This is a genomic window from Uruburuella suis, assembly GCF_022870845.1.
Lineage (GTDB): Bacteria > Pseudomonadota > Gammaproteobacteria > Burkholderiales > Neisseriaceae > Neisseria > Neisseria suis.
On record NZ_CP091507.1, the window covers coordinates 149,863 to 173,166 of the forward strand.

At 55.1% G+C, this 23,304-nt stretch carries 19 protein-coding genes; 8 read left to right on the forward strand and 11 right to left on the reverse strand.

Annotation, left to right across the window (positions count from 1 at the left end):
- Positions 1-52: 52 nt before the first annotated feature.
- Positions 53-2,239, reverse strand: coding sequence for a TonB-dependent hemoglobin/transferrin/lactoferrin family receptor (locus LVJ78_RS00710; RefSeq protein WP_132953752.1), 2,187 nt, complete (start codon positions 2,237-2,239; stop codon positions 53-55).
- 200 nt (positions 2,240-2,439) lie between these two features.
- Here LVJ78_RS00710 and LVJ78_RS00715 point away from each other — a divergent pair, with 200 nt between their 5' ends.
- Together LVJ78_RS00715 and LVJ78_RS00720 are read left to right on the forward strand one after the other, a co-directional pair.
- Positions 2,440-4,305 carry a ribonuclease catalytic domain-containing protein gene (locus LVJ78_RS00715; RefSeq protein WP_132953753.1) on the forward strand — a complete coding sequence of 622 codons (1,866 nt, stop codon included), beginning with the start codon at positions 2,440-2,442 and terminating at the stop codon, positions 4,303-4,305.
- 341 nt (positions 4,306-4,646) lie between these two features.
- A complete protein-coding gene (locus tag LVJ78_RS00720; RefSeq protein ID WP_132953754.1) occupies positions 4,647-5,543 on the forward strand; it encodes a mechanosensitive ion channel family protein in 897 nt (298 codons plus the stop codon).
- Between the two features lie 83 nt (positions 5,544-5,626).
- Here LVJ78_RS00720 and fabG read toward each other — a convergent pair whose 3' ends face one another.
- The gene (gene fabG, locus LVJ78_RS00725) at positions 5,627-6,394 is read right to left on the reverse strand and encodes a 3-oxoacyl-ACP reductase FabG (RefSeq protein WP_243650341.1); all 768 of its coding nucleotides are present in this window, start codon (positions 6,392-6,394) and stop codon (positions 5,627-5,629) included.
- A gap of 232 nt (positions 6,395-6,626) precedes the next feature.
- On the opposite strand from fabG, the gene LVJ78_RS00730 reads away from it, so the two are divergent.
- Positions 6,627-8,198: an SWIM zinc finger family protein gene (locus LVJ78_RS00730; protein WP_132953755.1), complete on the forward strand. Its 1,572-nt coding sequence runs from the start codon at positions 6,627-6,629 to the stop codon at positions 8,196-8,198.
- 126 nt (positions 8,199-8,324) lie between these two features.
- Here LVJ78_RS00730 and LVJ78_RS00735 read toward each other — a convergent pair whose 3' ends face one another.
- The 9 genes from LVJ78_RS00735 to LVJ78_RS00775 all read right to left on the reverse strand — a co-directional run bounded on the left by LVJ78_RS00735 (position 8,325) and on the right by LVJ78_RS00775 (position 18,173).
- The gene (locus tag LVJ78_RS00735; RefSeq protein ID WP_132953756.1) at positions 8,325-9,425 is read right to left on the reverse strand and encodes a lactonase family protein; all 1,101 of its coding nucleotides are present in this window, start codon (positions 9,423-9,425) and stop codon (positions 8,325-8,327) included.
- A 157-nt stretch (positions 9,426-9,582) separates the two neighbouring features.
- Positions 9,583-10,413 (reverse strand): alpha/beta fold hydrolase, encoded by an 831-nt coding sequence (locus tag LVJ78_RS00740; protein WP_132953757.1) that lies wholly within the window; start codon positions 10,411-10,413, stop codon positions 9,583-9,585.
- 165 nt (positions 10,414-10,578) lie between these two features.
- Positions 10,579-11,496, reverse strand: a complete 918-nt coding sequence (locus tag LVJ78_RS00745; RefSeq protein ID WP_342345063.1) for an IS3 family transposase — start codon at positions 11,494-11,496, stop codon at positions 10,579-10,581.
- A complete protein-coding gene (locus tag LVJ78_RS00750) occupies positions 11,385-11,732 on the reverse strand; it encodes a helix-turn-helix domain-containing protein (RefSeq protein WP_244802582.1) in 348 nt (115 codons plus the stop codon). Before LVJ78_RS00750 ends, LVJ78_RS00745 begins: the two co-directional genes overlap by 112 nt.
- Positions 11,733-11,825: 93 nt before the next feature.
- Positions 11,826-11,999: a hypothetical protein gene (locus LVJ78_RS00755; protein ID WP_244802583.1), complete on the reverse strand. Its 174-nt coding sequence runs from the start codon at positions 11,997-11,999 to the stop codon at positions 11,826-11,828.
- A gap of 15 nt (positions 12,000-12,014) precedes the next feature.
- A complete protein-coding gene (locus tag LVJ78_RS00760; protein ID WP_132954855.1) occupies positions 12,015-13,280 on the reverse strand; it encodes an NRAMP family divalent metal transporter in 1,266 nt (421 codons plus the stop codon).
- A gap of 293 nt (positions 13,281-13,573) precedes the next feature.
- Positions 13,574-14,284 (reverse strand): N-acetylmuramate alpha-1-phosphate uridylyltransferase MurU, encoded by a 711-nt coding sequence (gene murU, locus LVJ78_RS00765; RefSeq protein WP_132954854.1) that lies wholly within the window; start codon positions 14,282-14,284, stop codon positions 13,574-13,576.
- A 596-nt stretch (positions 14,285-14,880) separates the two neighbouring features.
- Positions 14,881-15,849, reverse strand: a complete 969-nt coding sequence (locus LVJ78_RS00770) for a peptidylprolyl isomerase (RefSeq protein ID WP_132954853.1) — start codon at positions 15,847-15,849, stop codon at positions 14,881-14,883.
- Positions 15,846-18,173, reverse strand: a complete 2,328-nt coding sequence (locus LVJ78_RS00775; RefSeq protein ID WP_132954852.1) for an LPS-assembly protein LptD — start codon at positions 18,171-18,173, stop codon at positions 15,846-15,848. The genes LVJ78_RS00770 and LVJ78_RS00775 overlap by 4 nt, the downstream gene beginning before the upstream one ends.
- 107 nt (positions 18,174-18,280) lie before the next feature.
- On the opposite strand from LVJ78_RS00775, the gene amgK reads away from it, so the two are divergent.
- From amgK to LVJ78_RS00800, 5 genes are all read left to right on the forward strand, one after another.
- Entirely contained in the window at positions 18,281-19,285 is a 1,005-nt protein-coding gene (gene amgK / locus LVJ78_RS00780) for an N-acetylmuramate/N-acetylglucosamine kinase AmgK (RefSeq protein WP_132954851.1), read from the forward strand.
- A gap of 80 nt (positions 19,286-19,365) precedes the next feature.
- Positions 19,366-20,907, forward strand: a complete 1,542-nt coding sequence (murJ, locus tag LVJ78_RS00785; protein WP_132954850.1) for a murein biosynthesis integral membrane protein MurJ — start codon at positions 19,366-19,368, stop codon at positions 20,905-20,907.
- A gap of 219 nt (positions 20,908-21,126) precedes the next feature.
- Positions 21,127-22,101, forward strand: a complete 975-nt coding sequence (gene moaA, locus LVJ78_RS00790) for a GTP 3',8-cyclase MoaA (protein ID WP_132954849.1) — start codon at positions 21,127-21,129, stop codon at positions 22,099-22,101.
- Positions 22,102-22,512: 411 nt separating this feature from the next.
- Positions 22,513-22,770, forward strand: coding sequence for a hypothetical protein (locus tag LVJ78_RS00795; protein WP_132954848.1), 258 nt, complete (start codon positions 22,513-22,515; stop codon positions 22,768-22,770).
- 208 nt (positions 22,771-22,978) lie between these two features.
- Positions 22,979-23,233, forward strand: a complete 255-nt coding sequence (locus tag LVJ78_RS00800; RefSeq protein WP_132954847.1) for a hypothetical protein — start codon at positions 22,979-22,981, stop codon at positions 23,231-23,233.
- Positions 23,234-23,304: the final 71 nt, after the last annotated feature.

The window sequence follows — 23,304 nt, forward strand, 5'->3', positions numbered from 1 at the left end:
AACCGCAACCGCACATGTGTTTTCGAGCCGGCGGCCCGGCTTTCAGACGGCCTTAAAAAGTATAGCGCAGCCCCACATTGAAATGGCGGCCGGGTGCGGTGAAGGCGTCGGCATTGGTGGCGTTGAAAGAAGAGGGAACGTCGCGGCCGAGCGATTGGTCGAAGCTGCCTGCATAAGTGCTGCGGGCGGCCAAGTAGGAAATGTCGCCCCAATCCCAATATTTTTGGTTGAAGAGGTTGGCTACGCCGGCCGAGAGGCTGAGCTTTTTGGTGGGACGCCAATAAGCGCCCACATCCACCAAGGTATAGTGGCGGGTGGGGTTATACATATTGCCGCTGATTTGATCGGATGATTTGCCGTTGGCGCGGGTGAGCAGCACATTGCCGCCCCAGCGTTCGGTGTCGTAGGCGGCGCCCAGTTGCAGCTTGAGCGGCAAAATGCTGTTGATGGGCTGCTTGCCGCCGTTGTTGTCGCCGCTGCCATCGGTGTCGGCGCTGTTTTTGGTGTAGCCGCGGGCGAAGGCGAGATTGCCGTTGAGCGTCCAGCGTGGGGCGAATTTCCATGCGGCCTGCATTTCGGCACCGTAAATGCGCGCGCGGTCGAAGTTGTGGTATTGAATCAGCCACAATTGGCGGCCGGGAATGTAGGTTTGCTGGGTTTTGTAGTCGATAAAGTTTTTATAGAGGTTGTTGAAGGCGGCCAGCCGGTATTCAACGGTGCCGGTGTTGCCGCGCACGCCTATTTCGAAGTTGTCGGCATATTCGGGCTTGAGCCGTGCATTGCCGATAATCGAGTAAACATTATTGATGCCCCAAGAGCTGGAGATTTGCTGGGAAGACGGGGCATGAAAGCCGCGCGAATATTGGGCATAAGGCTGAAAGGCGGCGGAATGTTTCCACACAGCGCCGATGCGCGGGCTCAGTGCGTAGCGGTGTTGTTTTTGCACCTGGGCAATGTCGCTGCTGATTTGTTGGTAGTCGGCTGCATCGGGGCTGAGTTGATAATAGTCGGCGCGCAGACCCGGTTGCAGCAGCCAGGTTTCGAAATCAATGTTGCCATCGGCATAAAGGGCGGCGGTGGTGCGCACGGTGTCGGCGGAGGGGTCGTGTATCGGGCTGAAGGGGCTGTTGGCGGCAGGCGTTTGCACGGCATCGTAGCGTAAATCGTGACGGGCAAATTGCAGGCCGTAGCGCCAATCTTGATTCAGACGGCCGGTATTGATGTGGCTGAGCGCTTCGCTGCGCACGCCCCACACAAGGTCGCGGGCGGCACCGGTGTCGGTGCGCGCGCTGCGGCTGTTGCTGCGTTGGCGCAGATTGTCGGTGCGGCTGTCTTGCCAGTAGATTTGGCTGTCGATTTGCTGCAAATGCCCCTCTTCGCTTTGGTAGCGGTGTGCCAGCGAGAGGCGGTTGCGGGTTTGGCTGTCGCGGGTGCGGTCTTCCGTGTAAGTGCCCAGCTGCGAGCGCTGATCCAGCCATTGATGGCGGCGCAAATGCTCGCCGGTGAGGCTCAGGCGGTGTTCGGGTGCAATCTGGAAATGGTGTTTGGTGAGGAAATAGCGGCTGTTGTAGTCTTGCGGGTCGGCTTCAGTGCGGCTTTGGCCGTCGCCGCCCACATGGCCGCGGGTTTCGGTTTCGTGGCCGAGGCGGTAAGTGCCCATTAGCATACCCTGCCAAATGCCGGTGCTTGCTGCTGCGCCGCCGCCGATATGGCGGCTGCTGTCGGCACTTTGATAGCCGCTTTGCACATAGGCGCCGAAATTTTCGTTTTGCAGCACATCGGCCGGCTCCAGTGTTTTAAACTGCACCGAGCCGGCCAGCCCTTCGGCTTCGGCGCCGCGCGCGATGGTGGTGGCACGCAAGGCGGTGGGTTCGATAAAATTACCGCGCCCGAAAGCGAGCCCGGCTGAGGCGAAAATCCGGCTTTCCTGCGCTTCGGGCAGGGGAATGCCGTCCATGCTCATGCCCACGCGGTTGCCGCTCAGGCCGCGGATATTCACCGAATCATTGCCTTGGCGGGTGCGCTGCAAGGCGCTCACGGCCACGCCGGGCTGGTTTTTCAGCAAGGCTTTCAAATCGGCAGGTTGCTCGCGCTCGATTTGTGCGGCACCGATTTCGCTTACCGTGCGCGCAGGCGCGGTGGCCTGCACATTGACGGTGGGCAGCTCGATGGCGGTGTCGGCGGCATAAAGGGTGCTGCTGCAGGTGGCAAGAACGAAAGAGAGTCGGGTGAGTTGCATCGGGTTTCCGTGTGTGTATTGTTTTAAAGTGCCGATATTATAAATAATAATTATTTTTATTCAATGTAATATTTTTGAGAGCGGCGGCAATTTTTTCAGACGGCCTTGTGCGCACGCACCGCTTGGCCGAATTCTGCTAAAATTGCGCTCCGATTATCCGGCCGCCGATACAGGCCGTCTGAAAGCCCAATAGCCCGCAAATGAATATTTTTTATGAAGAATCCGGCCAATTCAAAGTGGCCGCCGTGGTGCAGAAAAACGATGCCACTTATCAGGTCGACACCCAACACGGCAAGCGCACCAAGGTGAAAGCCAATAATGTATTTGCCGAATTCGAGATGCCGATGGCTGATTTTCTGGAAAAAGCCCAAGCCGAAGCGGCCGAAATCGACACCGATTTGCTGTGGGAAGTGTGCGGCGAAGCCGAATTTTCCGCCACCGCCATTGCGGAAGACTATTTCGGCCATGCGCCGAGCCAAATCGAGCTGGCCGCCACGCTGATGGCGCTTTATGGCGCGCCGATGTATTTCTATAAAAAAGCCAAAGGCGTGTTTAAAGCCGCGCCGGAAGAAACGCTCAAGCAGGCTTTGGCCGCCATCGAGCGCAAAAAGCAGCAAGATGCGCAAATCGAAGCGTGGGCGGCCGAGCTTCAGCAAGGCGGCCTGCCCGCCGAAATCGGCGCCGATTTGAAAACCATTCTGCACGCGCCCGACAAACAAACGCTCACTTATAAAGCCTTCACCAAAGCGGCCGATGCCATGAAGCTCTCGCCCCTAGCTTTGGCGCAGCAAAGCGGCGGCGTGGCTTCGATTCCGCAATATTTGCGCGACGGCTTCGAAATGAAATATTTTCCGCGCGGCATTGCCTTTGCCGATTTGCCCGTGCCCGCTTTGGCTGATTTGCCCCGCGCCGAAGTGGAAGCCTTCTCAATTGACGATGACGCCACCACCGAAGTGGACGATGCCTTGAGCCTCACCGATTTGGCCGGCGGCGGCAAACGCGTGGGCATACACATTGCCGCACCCGCGCTGGCCATCGCGCCCGGCAGCGACATGGAAAAAACCATCGCTGAGCGCCAAAGCACCGTGTATTTCCCCGGCGACAAAATCACCATGCTGCCCGAGAATTGGATCGCCGCCTTCAGCCTCGATGCCGGCGGCTACCGCCCCGCTGTGAGCATTTATTTCGATGTGGATGCCGATTTCAACGTCAGCGCGCCGGGGTGCAAAATCGAAGCGGTAAACATCGTGGAAAACCTGCGCATTCAGGCCATCGAGCCGCATTTCAATGCCCAAAGCGGCCTAGATGCCGAGGGCGCAGCCCTGTTTGCCCACCACCGCGATTTGATTTGGTTTTACCAATTGGCCATCGCCCGCCAAAAAGCGCGCGGCAAATACGAGCCTGAGCGCGCCGCACAATATGATTACAGCATCGAATTGGCTTCAGACGGCCTGGTTTCCGTGGCCCGGCGCGAGCGCGGTTCGCCCATCGACACCTTGGTGAGCGAAATGATGATTCTGGCCAACAGCACTTGGGCCCAAATGCTCGACCAAGCCGGTCTGCCCGGCCTTTTCCGCGTGCAGCCCGCGGGCAAAGTGCGCATGAGCACCCAATCCGAGCCGCATATCGGCATGGGCGTGCAGCATTACGGCTGGTTTACCTCGCCGCTGCGCCGCGCCGCCGACTACATCAACCAAAAGCAGATCATCAGCCTGATTGACCCGCAAGCCGCGCCGCTTTATCAGAAAAACGATGCCGATTTATTCGCCGCGCTGCGCGATTTCGACACCGCCTATTCGGCCTATGCCGATTTCCAGCGCCAAATGGAAGCCTATTGGAGCTTGGTTTACTTGCAGCAGCAAGGCATTAAAGAATTAACCGCCACGCTTTTGAAAGACGATTTGGTGCGCATCGACGGCCTGCCCATGGTGGCGCGCGCCAGCGGCATTCCGTTTGACGCTCTGCCGCGCTCGCAAATGAAAGTGGCCGTGGCCGAAGTGGATGCCGACAAGCAGTTTATCGCACTCAATTATCTGAAAGCCGTGGCACCGCCGAATGCCGCGTGAGAGGGTGAAACAAAGGCCGTCTGAAACCCTTTTCAGACGGCCTTTGTTCTGCTTTCAGCTTGACAAGTTTCCTGCATCACTCTATGATTAACACTAATAACCCCCCCTTCTCTGAGAAGCCAAAGGCTGGTGCAGTACAGAGTTGGGGGCTTTCTTTTTTTAGCTTGATTCACCTCTTCCACAGCTGCCAACGTTCCAGATCCATACCATCAGGAATGCCGAAGCGCTTGAGATTTACCCTTGAATTGTAAATTCAAGTTGAAAACCGATATTACGCCCCGCCCACCAATATCTTCTATAATCCCCGATATTCCTATCAAACTTCAAACAGAAAACCCTCCATGCAAAAACCGGAAACCCTATCCCTAGTCACCCACGCACTCGACACCTGGCAGGCGCAGCTGTGGCGTGCGTTGCCGGATATGGTGTCGGCGCTGATTGTGCTGCTGATTTTTTATGTGCTGGCGCGGCTGCTGCGCCGGGCGGCGGTGCGGGTGTATGCGCGGCTGTTTCCGCATAATAAAACGGGCAAGCTGGTGGGCTCGGTGGTGTATGGGGCGATGTGTTTTTCGGGTGTGGTGCTGGCGCTGGAAATTTTGAATTTGGCCAGCTTTATCACACATATGCTGGCCGGCGCGGGCATTATCGGCATTATTGCGGGCTTTGCGCTGAAAGATGTGGCTTCTAATGCGTTTGCCGGCTTTTTGCTCAAATCGCAGCGGCCTTTTGAGGTGGGGCAATGGGTGAACATCAGCCAATATGTGGGCACGGTGCAGGAAATCGGGCTGGTCACCACGGCGGTGCAAACCATTGAGGGGCAGATGGCTTATGTGCCCAACCAGTTGGTGTATAACGGGGTGTTTTTGAATTATTCAACGTTGGGCAAATGGCGGATTACGCTTTCCAGCGGCGTGTCTTACGGCGATGATCTGGCGCATGTGCAAAGCGTGGCGCTCGCGGCGGTGAAGGGCTTGGATTGTGTGGTGGATAAAGAGGATATAGCGTTTTATTTCACCGATATCGGCGATTCGGCTTATTTGTTTCAAATTTGGTTTTGGATTGATTTTCAGCAATATCCGCATTATATGCAGGCCAAAAGCGAGGTGATTATGCAGCTGAAACAGGCGTTTGCCGAGGCGGATATTGATATTGCCTATAATGTGACCACGCTGGATTTCGGCGTGAAAGGCGGGGTGAATCTGTTTGACAAGGCGGTGCAGGTGCGCGATGTGCAATGATGTGTGAATAAAAATGAAAGGCCGTCTGAAAAGGGTTTTATGCCCATTCAGACGGCCTTTTCCATATTTGATTATTCTGTGGCTCACAACAAAGCTTCCGGCGATTCCGGCAAAATCTGGCCGCCGTCCACCACCAGCGCCTGCCCGGTGATGTAGGCGTTTTCGCGGGCGGCGAAAAAGGCGGCGGCGTAGCCGATGTCTTCGGGGCGGCCGAGGGTGTGGGTGGGAATGGCGGCCTTCATTTGCTCAAGATAGGTGTCGCCTTGCGCTTGCAGGCCTTCGGTGAGGATGTTGCCGGGCTGGATGGCGTTGATGGTGATGCCGTGGCGGGCGTATTCGAGGGCGGCGCTGCGCATAAAGCCGAGTTGGCCGGCTTTGCTGGCACCGTAATGCGCCCAGCCGGGAAAGCCGGTGATGGGGCCGGTGATGGATGAAGTGATGATGATGCGGCCGTAGCCTTGCGGTTTCATTTGCAGCAAGGCCGCCTGCACCATAAAAAACATGCCTTTGAGGTTGACGTTTTGCATGGTGTCCCAGTCGGCTTCGGTCATGTGTTCCAAATCGGCTTGCGGGAAAATGCCGGTGTTGGCGCACAAAATGTCCACACGCCCGTATTGCTGCACCACTTGCGCAATCAGGCGGCGGCAGTCGGCTTGGCGGGTGACGTCGAGCGGGTAAAAGTCGGCACCCAACGCTTGGGCGGTGGCTTGGCCGGCGGCTTCGTCGATGTCGGCCACCACCACAGTGGCACCGGCCTGCCGCAGCACGGCGGCAATGCCTTTGCCGATGCCTTTGGCGGCACCGGTAACGATGGCGATTTGGTCTTGCAGGCTGAATAAGGGCAGGTTCATAGCGGGCTCCTTTTTTGGGGTTGATAAATTGAGTTTATCAAAATTTATTTTTTATTTCAAATAGATGTGGGATGGCCTCAGTGTTTTGTCGGTGCTGTTTAAAGGCCGTCTGAAAACTTTCAGACGGCCTTTAACTCAATATTTTGAAAAATCCGCGCAAGCGCATTGAAGCGGCCGCCAAATTCCCTTACCCTTATCTCTCTATCATCTATCAAACCAGCGGAGCCTGCCGATGAACAAAGCTGCCGACCCGATTGCCGCCGCGCTCGGGCAAACCATTGCTGAACGCGGGGCGGATTATTACCGCAGCGGCAAAATTTTATCGGTGCAGCAGCAAAGCGATGGCGCTTGGCGGGCGCAAGTGGCCGGCAGCAAGCGGCAGGTTTATCGGGTGCAGCTGCGCTTTGGCGCCGATGGTGCCATCCGCCAGGCTTTGTGCGATTGCCCTTATGATGCTTTGTGCAAACATATTGCGGCGGTGTGGTATGCCGTTTCATCCGGTGAGCCGCCCGAATTGCCCAAAGCGCCGGCGCTGAAAAAGCCGGCCAAGCCGCGTGCGGTAGCGGCGAAGATGGGCTCGGCAAAGGCGCAGGCATTGCTTGATGAGGCGCGCGCCTTATTCCGCCGCTATGCGCGCGGCTGCGATTATCGGCAGAGCGGCGATTTGGGCGATGCGGTGTGGACGCTGCTGGAAGATGCCGATGTGTTGTTTGATGAAGATGCGTTTGGCTTTCACCAAACCGTGTATCAGCGGCTGAACAAAATTATCCAATATTCCGATGATTCAGACGGCATCTTGGGCGATGCGATTTTTCACTGCATCGAAATGAGCAACACGATTTATCGGCAAGCCGAGCCCAAATTGCGCGCCAAAATCGAAAAATTTTGGCAGAGCATATTGGCCGACTCTGATGAGCATTGGATTGTGTTTGATGAAACCATCGCGCTGTGGCAGGCTGCGTTATGCGAATCGGGTCGCGCCGATGCCGTGCTGGCTTGGCTCGACGCGCAATACACGCGCTTGAAGCGCGACGGCTATGAGCGGGAGCGCCTGATTCTGCGCAAATATGAAGTGTTGGCATTTATTGATGCGGCGCAGGCGGAAAAATGGCTGCAAGATCATTTGAGCATTCCCAAAATGCGGCGCATTGCCGTTGATAAGCTGATGGCGCGGCAGCAATGGGCGCAAGCCGAGCGCTTGTTGGTGCAGGGTTTGGAAAAGGCGTTGGCCGGGCATCAACAAGGCATGGCGAACGAATGGCGCGCGCTGCTGCTCGAAGTGGCCACGCAAACCGGCCAACAGCAGGCCGCGCAGGAATATGCCGCAGCGCTGGCCTTTGGCGGCTATAGCATTGATGAAAACTATTATCAGCGCTGGCGCGCGCTGATTTCCGCCCAAGATTGGCCGGGTGCATTTGCGCAGCAGGAAATAAAATTGCAGCAAAACCACGTTCGGAGCGATGCGCTGGCGCAGCTTTATGCCTTGGAAAACTGCACGCAAAAATTAGGCGGCTTATTGCAGCAAACCCATCAAGCGCATTTGCTGGAACAATATATCGACTGCTTGGACGAAGCGCAGCAAAATAGCGCAGCCTTGCATTGGCTTGAGCTGATGGTGGCAGAAGCCGCTATGCTCGCGGAGCGCAAGAAGTATGCCGAGTGGGTGAAGAAGCTCAACCGCCTGTATGATCGCTTTGCCGTGGTGCGCGAGCCGATGGCCGTGCAAATGGAAGCGGCGCGGCAAATTTATGCTAGGCGACCGGCGATGTTGCAGGAAATGCTGCGCTTGAAAGCGGTGAAATAGCTTGAACGAGCGGGCGTTTGTGCGCCCGCTTGATTATGGGGTTAATAGGGTTTGCAAATGAATCAGGCCGTCTGAAACTTTATTCAGACGGCCTGTTTTATGATGGGCAACGGTCGGCAGCCCTGCTCAATAAGCCAGCAGCATCACCGGCTTGGGCAGCGACACCGATTGGCCGGCATCGGCGAGCAGGCCGGTGTGCGTGTTCACGCGGTAAACTTTCACCGAATTGCCGTCGCGCGAGGCCACTAAAAGCCAGCGGCCGCTTTTGTCGATTAAAAAATCGCGCGGGTGGGCATCGGTGGCTTGTTCGCCCACTTTGCTCAGCAAGCCGTCGGCGGCAATTTTGAAGATGGCGATATTGTTGGTGCTGCCGCGGTTGGAGGCATAAAGGTGGCGGCCATCGGGCGAGATTTTAATGGCGGCGCTGCCTTTATTGCGCTCGCCGGGCGGCAGAATATCGGTGGATACCACCGTTTGTTTGTGCACCAACGTGTTGTTTTCAAAATGGAACACGGCGATATTGCCCGCCCATTCGTTGAGCACATACACAAAGCGCTCATCTTGGCTGAACACCAAATGGCGCGGCCCCTCGCCCTCGCCCAAACGGTAAACGCGCGGATCTGCCTGCAGCGGCTGCATCGCGCCGGCATCAAAGCGGTATTGGTAGATGCGGTCGTTACCCAAATCGGTAACCAGCATCAAATCGTTGCGCGGCCCGAACACGGTGGTGTGGGCATGCGGCTGGCGGCCGAGGTTGGGCAGGGTGAGCGATTGGCGCGGCGGGCTGATGCCGCCTTGTGCTTCGAGATCATAAAGGGAAACATTGCCGCTGCTGTAGTTGGCCACGGCCAGATGGCGGCCGCTGTGATCCACGGCCACATAGCAGGCGGCGCTGCCGTTTACCGGCTGGCGGTTGATAAAGCTTAAGCTGCCGTTGCGTTTGTCGAATCTAAAAGCGGAAACTTCATCGTTTTGGCTGCTGTTTTCATTCACAGCGTAAAGGAAATCGCGGTTTTTCGACCACGCCAAATAAGAAGGATTGCGCACATTTTGCGTGTTGCCCACGCGTTTGAGCGCGCCGTTTTGAGGGTTGAACGAAAGCGTGTAAATGCCGTCGGTGTGCACTTCATCGGTGTAGCTGCCCACCAGAATATAGCTCTGCTCGGTGCTTTGTGCCGCGGCCAGCGCCGATGCGCCCAGCAGCAGCGCAGATAAAAGCTTTCTCATGATTTGCCTCCTTTGTGGTTATCTTTGATTAGAGGGTAAAAATTTGCATAGGTTGCCGAATAGTCATTCTTTTCTATTTGGATTGTAAATTCAAGCAGAAAAGAGCTGTCCGGTTAAGAAAAGCTTTTGGGTATTTTGATTTTTTATTGTTCAGGTTTCAGCTTTGAATAAATGCCAATAGATCCGGATTAATCACATCGGCATTTATTGTTAACATTCCATGAGAATATCCCGGATAAACTTTCAACGTGCCATTTTGTACCAATTCGGCTGACAATTTTCCTGAAATTTCAAATGGCACAACCTGATCGTCATCACCATGCAAAACAAGCACGGGGACAGAAATTTTTTTCAAATCTTTAGTAAAGTCGGTTTGAGAAAATGCCACAATGCCGTCGTAATGGGCTTTGGCGCCGCCCATCATCCCTTGGCGCCACCAGTTCTGTATTACTGGTTCTGAAGGTTTTGTATCCGGGCGGTTAAATCCATAGAAAGGACCTTCGGGTATGGCACGATAAAATTCAGCACGGTTTTTAAAGAGCTGATTTTGGAAGTCGTCAAAAATTTCTTTCGGCAATCCATTCGGATTTTTATCGGTTTTGACCATCAACGGTGGCACAGCACTCACCAATACTGCCTTGGAAACATGAGCTTCACCATGTTTGGCAATATAATGTGCAACCTCGCCGCCACCGGTTGAATGGCCGATGTGCACCGCTTTGTCGATGCCTAAATGTTTGACCACAGCCGCAACGTCATCTGCATAATGATCCATATCATGACCATCCCATACTTGAGACGAGCGGCCATGGCCACGGCGGTCATGTGCGACAACACGATATCCTTTTCCGAGAAAATATAATAATTGTGCATCCCAGTCATCCGAGCTGAGCGGCCAACCATGATGGAAAAATAATACTTCTGCATCACGCGGCCCCCAATCCTTGTAGAAAATTTCAACGCCATCGTTTGTTGTGATGTAGGCCATGATATAACTCCTCAATAATTATCTAGATGGATTGAGCAATTTGCTCAATTGTCATATTGCCTGAAAGTGCTTGGTTTAACCATTCAAGTTAGACCAAGGCCGTCTGAAAAAATTGAACTGCCCTCATAATATTGGACATTTTTAAGCCACTAAATCAATCATTCTTCAAGCGGCGGTTGCAAACTGGGTTCTGTATGCCACAGGACTCAGTTTTTTCAATTTCAAACTCAATCTTTCATGGTTGTAGTAGCGGATATACTCGTGTATTTCCGCTTCCAATGCCTCTATCGAAGCAAATGTGCGGTTGTGGAAGCATTCCGTTTTCAGCACCGCAAAAAAGCTCTCCATCGGCGCATTGTCCCAGCAGTTGCCTTTGCGCGACATGCTTTGGGTGATTTCGGCTTCTGCCAATTGCGCGCGGTAGGCGCGGCAGCGGTAGAGCACGCCTTGGTCGGAGTGCAGCATCGGCTTTTGCGCGCCCAGTTGCGCCACGGCCTTCGACAGCATGGTGGCCACCATTTCGCTGTTGGGGCGGCGCGATAGGTGGTAGCTGCGGATTTCGCGGTTATACAGGTCCAGTATCGGCGACAGATACAGCTTTTGGCCGTCGCATTTAAACTCGGTCACATCGGTCAGCCACTTTTCATCGGGCTTCTCGGCGCTGAAGTTGCGGTTCAGCAGGTTTTCGGACACTTCGCCCATGGCCGGCGGGTAGTATTTTCGCTTCTCTCGGACAATGGCTTTTAAATTCATTTTCTTCATCAGCCGTTCTGCTTTTTTCTTGTTCCACGATAAGGCGGCGGCAATACGGCGGGCGCCGTAACGGCCTTTGTGTTGGTCGTAAACGGCACGAACGGTTTGCATGTCGGCCAGGTCTTTGTCGGGCTTCTGGTTGCGCTTCCGGCTGAAGTAAAAGCTACTTCGCTCCATCTTTGCGGCAGGGAGCAGGTATTTGAGGGGATGGTTTGCCCTTAATGCTTCGATGATTTGCGCTTTTTTGGCGTTGCTGTCTTCTGAGGAAAAAGGGCTTCGAGCTTTTTTAGATAGGCGACCTCGGCTCTGAGGTAGCCCACTTCTTGCAATAGCTCATCCTGTGTTTTTTCTTTATCGGGTTTGTCGGCAATAAAGGGGTTGGTTTTTTTGTCAGCCATGGCTTGGGGATGCTCGAGTGCCGCGAGTCCGCCGTGTTCGTAGGCGGCAATCCAGCGGCGTAGGTGGGTGCGGGACATTCGAAATGCGTCGGCGGTGAGCTGCTGGCTTCGAATGCAATAATAATGCATAACGGCTTGGTATTTGAAGTCTACGGTATATTTGTTCATAAGAAAACTGCACCTTTATGGGTTGGATGGGGGTGTCCAACTTTTGGGGTGCAGTTCAAATTTCAGACGGCCTTGGGGTCTGTTCACATTTCATCACGCGGCAATATTTTGGCTCAAAAACGCGCCTGCTGCGTTGAAAATGCTCGCAAGGTGTTCAACCTTGCTGTGCTTTTCGCCTTGCAGCCACGCTTTTGCGCTCAAAATCTTACTCGCGGATGAATGGTGAACAGACCCTAGGGTCTGTTCACCATTCATTTCACGATGCATTTTATCCGGCTTATCTCAACCGAACACGCCCACCAATTGCAGCAGGAAAAGCACGGCAAAGCCGGCCAGGTAAATCAAGCCCAGCCAGGAAAAAGCCAGCATGCCGCCGCTGATGCGGTGTGCGCCGCCGCGCACCAGCATCAAGTTGAGCCAGGCAAACACCGGCGTGGTGAGAAAAGCGGTGATCATGGCAAATTTCAGCATCGGTGCGAGCGCGCCTTTGAAAAACAGAATCACCACCATGCCGGCGGCGCAGCCGAGCACGGTCCAGATATAGAGCGCGCGGGTGCTGTAGCTCGTTTCACCTTTAATCAGGCGGAAGGCTTCGGTGTTGGCGCGCGAATAGCCGTCCACCGCTGTGAGCGTGGTGCCGAACATGCAGAAAAAAGCGATAAAGGCCACCAGCCAGCGCGACCAATCACCAATGGTGCGGGCATACATATCGATGAGTTGGGCGATATAGGCGGGGCCGGCCAGCTTCACCTCGGTGCCGGTGCCGTATTGCACCAGCGCCCCCAGCGCCAAAAACACCAGCGCCAACAAGGCCGAGCCGATGTAGCCGACGTTGAAATCAAACAAACCGTCTTGATACGACACATGGTCCAGCTTGCGCTTCACCGCCACCCACAGCGAGTTGATGGCCGAGAATTCAATCGGCGCGGGCATCCAGCCCATCAGCGCGATGATAAAACCCAGCGCCGCCATATTCCACGGCGAAGCCTCGATAAAATCGGGCGCGCGCGGCGCGCCGCCGTTGGCCGCTGCAATCGCCACCGCCGCCACGGTAGAAGCCGTGAGCGCAATCATGATTAATTTAGACACTCCGTCCAAGGCGCTGTATTTTCCCGCCAGCAACACCAAAAGCGTTACCGCCAGCACGCCGCCGGCCAAAATATTGATGCCGATGCCCGGCAGCATAAAGCTCAATATCGCCGCCGTGATTAGCGCCACACCGGCAATATTCACCACCGTGGCAAAAAGATTGAGCACAAAAAAGGCCCACAGATAAGCCGGGCTTTTGCTTTGATAGCCCTCCAGCAGGCTTTTGCCTGTTTCGAGCGTGTATTGCGCGCCGCAGCGGAAAAACGGATATTTAAACAGATTCACCAACACCACAATCATGGCCAGCTGCCAGCCGTAAATCGCGCCGGCCTGCGTGGATGCGATAATGTGGGAGCCGCCGACAGCGGCCGAAGCCATCAACACGCCGGGGCCGATGGCCTGCAATTTGCTGCGCCAAGTGGAGCGCGGTTCGGAAATGGAAGAAACCGGGGTATTCATAAAAATAGATTTTTCAGATTGACAAGTTGTCGAATGATACAGAATTTATGTATTTCACAACAGTAATCATGCAGATTTTTAGACAAAAGTATAAGCTTGTGTGGCATTCAAGCTTTTTTTAGACATTTCAATATGGTTTTGAAATTGATAACGAGTTTGAGCTGTTTTTCATCGGTGCGGCAATATAGCCAAAAATTTGATGCCGTCTGAAAACGTTCAGACGGCATCAAGCAACGGATGGCGCACCATGCGGCAAAGCGTGCATCTATTAAGATGGCGGTTATTTGTTGTGCTTAATACGCAGAAATGCGCCCGCTTTGCACCAGCGCATCGGCTTCGGCCAGGCGCTCGACCGTGCCCACATCTAGCCACAGCCCCGCGTGGCGGCTGCCCGACACGCGGCTTTCATTCATGGCTTCGCGCAGCAGCGGCGCAAGTTTGGCGGGCTGATGCCGCGGCGTGTGGCGGAACAGCGCGGGCTGATACACGCCCATACCGCTGAAGGTGAGCGCGTAGCCTGCGGCTGTGTCGGAAGCCACTTTGCCATTATCTTGCAGGGCGAAATCGCCGCTGCTGTTGTGCGGCGGATTGTCGACCAGCCACAAATGAGCCAGCAGATTGCCGGCTTGCAAGGCTTCGGCGGCGGCAAAAGCGGCTTTAAAATCAATATCGGTGAGCACATCGCCGTTCACCACCAAAAAAGGCGCATCGCCCAGCAGCGGCAGCGCGGTGGCAATGCCGCCGGCGGTTTCCAGCCCTTTTTCCCCTTCGGGCGAATAGGCAATGTGCACGCCATAGGCCGCGCCGCTGCCCAGCGCCGCTTCGATTTTCGCACCCAGCCAGGCATGGTTGATTACGATTTCGGTGAAGCCGGCTGCTTTGAGGCGGCGAAGATGCCAGCCGATCAGCGGCTCGCCGCCGGCTTGGAGAAGGGGTTTGGGACAGGTATCGGTGAGCGGGCGCATGCGCTCGCCGCGGCCGGCGGCCAATATCATGGCTTTCATGGTTTATCCGTTGGTTTTCTGTTGATGAAATATTGAAAATATAGTGAAATGCAAGAAAAAGTGACACAAAACTACATTTTGCAACGGCGTAGGTTGGGTTGATAAACCCAACGTTTCAGACGGCTTGTGGATTTGTTGGGTTTACAACCCAACCTACCTGCCGTATCACTTTTTCATGCATTCCACTATATACATCGCCGCTCGGACTTTTTTTAGCCCGATATTTGGCGGCCAAAACAAATGTGGACATGATTTGTCATCAATCATTGATGGCTAAACAAGTTGTTTCACATCACCGCTTGGCAAACGTGCCGCTTGCGATTCTCGCTCCCGCATCAAACACGGCAGACTCTAAGCTGCTCTCTGAGGGGGCGGGGGCAGATTGCAGGTTGTTTGGACGATTGGGTTGCAGGCCGGATTCTCGAACCCGGCATTTGCCGCGGCCCTGATGCTTGTTCTGCGAACAAGTGTCGGATTCGAGAATCCGACCTACAGACTGCCCGTTTGTATATTATTTTTTTGAATGGGTATTATTCTTCTTTCACGCATACAAGAGGCCGTCTGAAACTTTTCAGACGGCCTCTCGGCATCATGCTTTAAGACGGCGTGCGGATGTCGATAAAAGCGCTTTCATGCAATTGGCGCAGCAAATCGGTGCTGGCTTGCTGGGCTTTTTGCTCGGCAAGATATTGGCGCACGGCATTGCGCTGGCGCTCTTCGGGCGTGCCGGCATCGCGCACTTCTTCCAGCTTGATTACATGCCAGCCGAATTGGCTGCGCACCGGTGCGCTCACCTGGCCGGGGCGCAGGCGGTGCACAGCATCTTCAAACTGCGGCACCATCTGGCCATCGGCAAACCAGCCCAAATCGCCGCCGGCCGCGGCGCTGCCGTCTTGCGAGTATTCGCGTGCCAAGGTGGCAAAATCGGTGCCGCTGCGTGCCTGGCTATAGATTTTGCGGATGCTGCTCTCGGCGGCAGCCGCGGCATTATCGCTGTCGGCGCGCAGCAGAATGTGGCGGGCGCGGTATTGGCGCACCGGCTCGCCTTCGGGCAGGGTAACGCCTTGCTGGGCGGCGCGGTTGATAAAGGCATCCACTTCTTCATCGCTCACGCGTGCATGCTGCATCACGGCTTGCTGCTGCACTTTTTGGCTGATGATGCTTTGGGCGATATTGCGGCGCAAGGCGTTGCGGCTGATGCCTTGTTTGGCGGCTTGCGCATAAAGCGCGGCAACGGTGGTTTTGTTGCTTTGGGCATTGTGCGCGAGCGCTTCATCGATTTCGGCATCGGTGGCACCCACATTGTTGCGCTGGCCTGCCTGCACCACCAGCGATTGGTTGATGAGCTGCCCCAACACCTGACGGCGCAATTCGGCATCGCTCACGTTGCTGCCTTTGGGCAGGCTTTGACGGGCGCGCGCCACGGCTTGGTTGAGGTCGCGATAGGTGATCACATCGTTGTTGGCCACGGCGGCAATGCCGTCGACCATTTTCACATCGGCGGCTTGGGCGGCGGGCAGTGCTGCGGCAAAAAAGGCGGCGAGCATCAGGGGTTTCAGGTTCATTTTTGAATTACCTCGTTGGTTTTGCTATAGCCCGGAATGGCCAAGCGCAATTGTTCGAATGGGTTGTTGCCGATATTGCTCAAATCTTTGAGTTGCAGGCTGAAGAGCACGGCGTTTTTGCTGCTGTTGAGCCCGGTGACGTAATGTTGCGCCACCACGCTGGCGCTCCAGCAGCCGCAGCCGCTTTTGTATTCGAGGCCGACGAGCATATCGAGCGGGCGGCTGACGTTGAGCGCGTAGTTGTAGCGGGCCACGGCATAAAGGTTGTTTTTCAGCGGCCATTGGGCGGCCAGATCGACTTGGCTGAGCTTGTCGTAAAAATAGTCGCCATCGCTTTGCAGGTAGATTTTTTCGTTGCGGCCGTATTTGTAGCGCGCGCTCAGCACTTTTCCGGCTTCGGGGTTGTAGCGTATGCCGGCGGCAAAGTTTTCCACCCGGCTTTGGTTTTGATTGTAGTGGATATCGGTGTCGATGCTCACGCTCTGGCTCACGTTGCCGTGAACAAAGCCTATCCAGTCGGAGCGGTTGCGCTGGTAGCGGCTCACGCTGCCGTCGAGCAATACGTTGTCGTTTTTAATGTAAAGCTTCTGCCCCATGCCGGCGCGGAGCAATTCGGCGCCGGTTTCGGGGTTGAGGATGCGGGTTTGCACGGCGGTGGAAATGCTGTTGGCCGAATTGATGCGGTCGTTGCCCGAATAGAGGTTTTCCCGGAAAAGCTGGTCATAGCTGAAGCTGTTTTCCGAGCTGTCGAAATTGGGCAGGTCGTTTTGCGATTTAGTGGGAATATAGTTGTAAAAAAGGCGCGGCTCCAGCGTTTGGATATAGTTGTTGCTAAATAAGCGGGTGCGCCGCTCGAAGGTCATGCCGCTGTCGATATTGAAAATCGGCAGGGTGCGGCTGGTGGTGCGCCCCGATGCGCCATCGAAGCTGTCGAGATCGTAATAAGAGGTGTGCACGCCGATTTTGGGGCGGATATAGCCCCATTGGTTGTGGAAATCCCATTTCACGCTCGGGTAAACCACAAAGCGGCTGCCCGATTGTTTTTCATCGTGCTCGAAGCGGGTGTATTGGCCGAACACGTTGATTTGGGCGTTGCCCAGCGGCTTTTGCCAGCGGGTGGAAAAGCGCGGCATGAGGGCGTAAGGCTCGGTTTTATAACCATCCGAATTGGCCAAGGTTTGATATTTCTGCACCGTGGCGTAGCTGTCGAGCGTGCCGCCCCACAAGCGGGTGTTGTGGTTGAGCCAGGCTTGGCGGTTGAGGTTGACGTTGCTGGCGATGTCGTCGCGGCCGTAGAAATCGCGGTAATAATCGTTGTCGGATACTTGGTTGTAATCTATGCCGCCGCTAAGCGTGGGGGTGAATTGCTGCTGGTGCTGCCAGATTAGGTGTGCGCGGTTGTTGTGCTCACTGCGGCGGTCGTCGGGCATCCATTTGCCCTGAATGCGGCCGGCATAAGTGGGCTGCAGATAGCGGAATTGGGCGCCCAGCTGCACACCGCGGCCGGTGATGATGCCGGGAGTGATGGTGGCATCGTAATTGGGCGCTAGGTTCAGATAATAAGGCGTTTCCACTTCCACGCCGTCGGAGCTGATTTTCAGCGCAGGCACCAGCAGGCCGCTTTTGCGGTTGCCGTTGAGCGGAAAATCGGCCCACGGGGTGTAGAGCACGGGCACGCCGCCAAACACCAACGTGGCATTTTGGGCCACGCCGATGCCGGTGTTTTGGTCGGCCTCGATGCTTTTGGCTTTGATATACCAGCTCGCATCGCCCGGTTGGCAGGTGTTGAACAGGGTGTTGGTTAAGGTGTATCGGCCGTTGCCCTGCATTTGGGCGCGCTCGCTCACGCTTTGGAAGCGGCGGCCGTCGTGCTCGGCATCCAGCCGTGTGTCGGTGCTGCTGCCGCTGCCTTCGGTGAGGTTGTATTCGATTTTGCTGCCGCTGATGGTGGTGCCGTTTTGATAGAGCGTGAAGCCCTCGCCGGCGGTAACCACATCGCTGCTTTGGTTATAATCCACCCATTTGGCATTGAGCACCTGATCGTTGCGCTCCACAATCACATCGCCCTCGGCGCGCACGGTAACGTTGGTTTGCCCCGCCACTTCATCGGCGCTGATGCGGGTGTAGTCGGCCGGCAGTGGCGCTTCACCGCTTCTGCGGATTTCGGGCGCGGCATGGGCGGCGGCTTCTTCGCCGAGCTTTTCGGGCGAGCAGCTCAGGCAGGTGCGGCCGAGCGACAAATCATCGGCAGCTTGCGCGCCGGCCGCGCCAAAAGCCGCAGCGAGCGCCCACACCAGCGGTTTGAATGAGAATGAACGAGCCAAAATATCACCTTAGAGTCGGTTTGCCAGTCGGCATGCCTGCCATGAGATTTATCAAACCCAAGCAGCCGCTATGTTAAAATAGCGTTTATTTTAACCTGAAAACCACCATGCAACGACAAACCGAATTAAAAAAATGGCTGCAAGGCATATTCCCCGACCAAAGCTTAGAATTAACCTTTGCCGCCGCCGATGCCGATTTCCGCCGCTATTTCCGCGCCACGTTTTCAGACGGCCAGAGCATTATCTGCATGGATGCGCCGCCCGATAAAATGAGCATTGCACCTTATTTGAAGGTGCAAAAGCTTTTCGACATGGTAAACGTGCCGCAAGTTCTGGCGGCCGATGAAGCATTGGGCTTTATGGCGCTTTCCGATTTGGGCAACACCACGTTTCTGGCCGCCATAGAGCACGATGAGCGCGAAATCGCGCACAAAGCCCTGCTGCTCGAAGCGATTGACGAATTGGTGGTGCTGCAAAAAGCCAGCCGCGCCGGCGAATTGCCCGAATATAGCCGCGAAGTGATGCTGCGCGAAATCAACCTGTTCCCCGATTGGTTTGTGGCCAAGGAGCTGGGTAAAACGCTCAATTTCAAGCAGCGCCAATGGTGGCAGCAAACGGTAGACACGCTCTTGCCGCCCTTGCTCGCGCAGCCGCAAGTGTATGTGCACCGCGATTTTATCGTGCGCAACCTGATGCTCACGCAAGGCCGCCCCGGCGTGCTCGATTTTCAAGATGCGCTCTACGGCCCGATTTCGTATGACTTGGTGTCGCTCTTGCGCGATGCCTTTATCGAGTGGGAAGAAGAATTCGTGCTCGATTTGGTGATACGCTATTGGGAAAAAGCCCGCGCCGCCGGCCTGCCCGTGAGCGCCGATTTCGATGCATTCTACCGTGAGTTTGAATGGATGGGCGTGCAGCGCCACTTGAAAGTAGCCGGCATTTTCGCACGGCTCTACTACCGCGACGGCAAAGACAAATACCGCCCCGAAATTCCGCGCTTTCTCAACTACCTGCGCCGCGCCGCCCGCCGCTACAACGATTTGGCACCGCTTTATGCGCTGCTGGTGGATTTGGTGGGCGATGATGAATTGGAAACGGGGTTTACGTTTTAAGTTTTAATAAGACCAAAGGCCGTCTGAAAGCTTTCAGACGGCCTGCTTGAATAGTTACCGCTTTTAAAAAGAAAACAGCTATGAACCTACTCGGCGCGCTGGCCAAAGTCGGCAGCTTAACCATGGTGTCGCGCATACTCGGCTTTGTGCGCGACACGATTATTGCGCGCGCATTCGGCGCGGGCATGGCCACGGATGCTTTTTTTGTGGCCTTCAAGCTGCCCAATCTGTTGCGGCGGGTGTTTGCCGAGGGGGCGTTTGCGCAGGCTTTTGTGCCGATTTTGGCGGAATACAAGCAAACGAAATCGGAAGAAGCCACGCGCGCTTTTGTGCAGCATGTGGCCGGTTTGCTGTCGTTTATTTTGGTGATTGTCACCGCCATCGGCATTTTGGCCGCGCCGTGGGTGATTTATGTGTCGGCGCCGGGCTTTGCCAAAGATGCGGATAAATTCGCGCTGTCGGTGGATTTGCTGCGGGTGACTTTTCCTTATATTTTGCTGATTTCGCTTTCATCGTTTGTGGGCTCGATTCTGAACACTTACCACAAATTCAGCATTCCGGCTTTCACGCCCACGTTTTTGAATATTTCGTTTATCGTGTTTGCGCTGTGGCTGGCGCCTTATTTCGAGCCGCCGGTGATGGCGCTGGCGTGGGCGGTGTTTGTGGGCGGCTTGCTGCAATTGGGCTTTCAGCTGCCGTGGCTGGCCAAGCTCGGTTTTTTGAAATGGCCGAAGCTCAATATCAAAGATGCGGCGGTGAATCGGGTGATGAAGCAGATGGCGCCGGCGATTTTGGGCGTGAGCGTGGCGCAGATTTCGCTGGTGATCAACACGATTTTTGCATCATTTCTGCAATCGGGCAGCGTGTCGTGGATGTATTATGCCGACCGCTTGATGGAATTGCCCACCGGCGTGCTCGGCGTGGCCTTGGGCACGATTCTGCTGCCCACGCTGTCGAAGCATGTGGCCGGCAACAACACGCAGGAATTTTCTGCCCTGCTGGATTGGGGCTTGCGCCTGTGTATGCTGTTGGCGATGCCGGCGGCGGTGGGGCTGGCGGTGCTCTCGTTTCCGCTGGTGGCCACTTTGTTTATGTATAAAGAATTCACCCTCAATGATGCCGTGATGACGCAAAACGCGCTGATTGCTTATTCGTTCGGCTTGATCGGCCTCATTATGATCAAGGTGCTGGCACCGGGCTTTTATGCGCGCCAAAACATCAAAACGCCGGTGAAAGTGGCCATTTTCACGCTGGTGTGCACGCAGTTGATGAACTTGGTGTTTGTCGGCCCCTTGCAGCATGTGGGGCTGGCGCTGGCCATCGGCTTGGGCGCGTGCCTGAATGCGGGCCTGCTTTATGTGCTGCTGCGGGCAAAAGGGCTTTATCAGCCGGGCGCAGGCTGGAAAACCTTTATCGCCAAGCTTGTGCTGGCGCTTTTGGTGATGGGCGGCGGCTTGTGGGCGGCACAGGCTTATCTGCCGCTGCAATGGGTGGGCGCGCACGGCCTGCATAAGGCGGCACAACTGATGGCGCTGGTGGCGCTGGGCGTGGTGCTTTATTTCGGCTCGCTGGTGGCGCTGGGCTTTCGGCCGCGCCATTTCAAGCGCTCGGAAATGCAGTAAGATTCAATATCATCAGAGAGGCCGTCTGAAAGCTTTCAGACGGCCTCTTGATTTTTTATGCGGCATTATCGTTTATAATCATTTCAAGCAGCCGGCCTATCCGCCGAAATAACTAGCCGCTAAGCACAATGCAGCATCTACAAAAAACACGCTGCGGCATACAATAAAATCGTTGAAAAATAATATCCTACACCACACCACGTTAAAGCGAGCACTGCCATGTTAACCGACGCATTTGGCCGCACCGTAGATTATCTGCGCATTTCCGTGACCGACCGTTGCGATTTGCGCTGCACCTATTGCCTGCCCAAAGGCTTCAAAGGCTTTTCCGTGCCCAAAGAATGGCTCAGCATCGAAGAGCTGGCGCGGGTGGCTTCGGCTTTTGCGCGGCTGGGCACCAAGCGCTTCCGGCTCACCGGCGGCGAGCCGCTGCTGCGTAAAGGTTTGGCCGATTTGGCGGCCGAAATCAACCGCCAACCGGGTGTGGAAGATATTTCGCTCACCACCAACGGCACCCAATTGGGCAAGCAGGCACACCAATTGCGCGCCGCCGGTGTGCGCCGGCTCAATATCAGCCTCGATTCGCTGCGCGGCGATTGCGTGAAAGACATCACCGGCACCGATTGCCTGCCGCAAGTGCTCGAAGGCATCAAAACCGCCAAGGCCGCCGGCTTTGAGCGCATCAAAATCAATATGGTGCCGCTCTCTGGCATCAACGATATTGATTTGGACGACATGGTGGCTTTCTGCATCGAAAACGGTTTTATCCTGAATTTGATCGAAGCCATGCCGATGGGCGCCACCGGCCAGGCGCATGCCAAAGTGAGCCTGCAACCCGTGCTCGCCGATTTGCAGCAGAAATTCGGCCTCACACCTTATGAAGGCAAAATCGGCGGCGGCCCCGCGCGCTATTGGCAAAGCGGTAGCGGCGATTTCACCCTCGGCCTGATCACGCCGATGAGCCAGCATTTTTGCGCCAGCTGCAACCGCGTGCGCTTGTCGGCCACCGGCAATATTCACTTGTGCTTGGGGCAGGAAGACAAAGTGCCGCTGCGCGATTTGCTGCGCGACGGCTGCAGCGATGCCGAGCTGGAAGCGGCGATTCGCGGCGCCATGATGATGAAGCCGGAAAAGCACGAATTTGTAGAAAACCCGCACAAAATCATCCGCGTGATGGCGCTCACCGGCGGTTGAATATTGTCGGCAGCATGGCATAAATGGCATAAATGGCATAAACAGTATTTTGCAGAGGTTTGAGGCCGTCTGAATGCATGATGGCGGTGAAGGCCGAACATGAATAGTGATAATGAAATAAAGGATAAAGTGCTAAAAGGCGCGGAAGCGCTGTGGCATTTTATCCTTTATTTTCAGCTATATTATCTGGCATAGCCTTAAATTAGAGCTTTATTAGGCAATTAAGTTCTTTCTAAATTTATTCAGACGGCCTGTTTTACCTTTGATGGCTTCTCTTAAAGAAAAATTTCACACCTTTAAAATCAGGTGCATTTATCTGCGCAAATGGAGTTCATACACTATGCATATCCATTGGCAAACAATGGATTGATTTCGCAATCAGGCTGAAATTATTTGGAAAAGGAAATCATCATGAAAAAAACCGTAATCACCACTTTTGCCGCCGTTGCGGCTTTGTCTGCCGGCCTTGTGGCCGCTAAAGGTGCCCATGAACCGAGCTGGCACACGCAAGACCACGGCGAAATCCCCGGCTTGCAGGCTGTGCCGAAAGATAATGCCGAGCGTGCCGAAAAAAGCGACGACAGCGTGAAATTGGTCGCGCCCGCAGCCCAAACACAAACCGAAAGCGACAACACTTACGTTCCGCTGCGCCGCACCGAAAGTCGTTGATACCCATCGCTTGAATCAAGCTGAAGGCCGTCTGGAAGCAATGCGTTCAGACGGCCATATTGATGTTTTATATTTTCCTATTAGGAAATAGTTGTTCAATAAAATTCATATTTATCAATCAAAATAAAATCCATACAATACGCACATCGATTGGCAAACAATGCCTGATACCCAAAACCAACTGAAATCATTGAAAAAGGAAACCCTCATGAAAAACACCGCAATCACCACTTTCGCCGCCATCATTGCTTTGTCTGCCGGTTTGGCCGCCGCCAAAGGCAGCCACCAGCCGCAATGGCACGCACAAGACCACGGCGAAATTGCCGGCTTGCAAACGGTGCAACACGACAACATCAAACGCGCCGCAAAAAATGACGACCGCACCCAATGGGTGATGCCCGCCGCCGCACAGGCTCAAGCCGATGAAGCCTACCGCCCGCTGCGCCGCACCGAGAGCCGCTGATACTGAATCCGGCAAAAGGCCGTCTGAACACCATGCGTTCAGACGGCCTTTTATCATGCAAAAAATGTTAT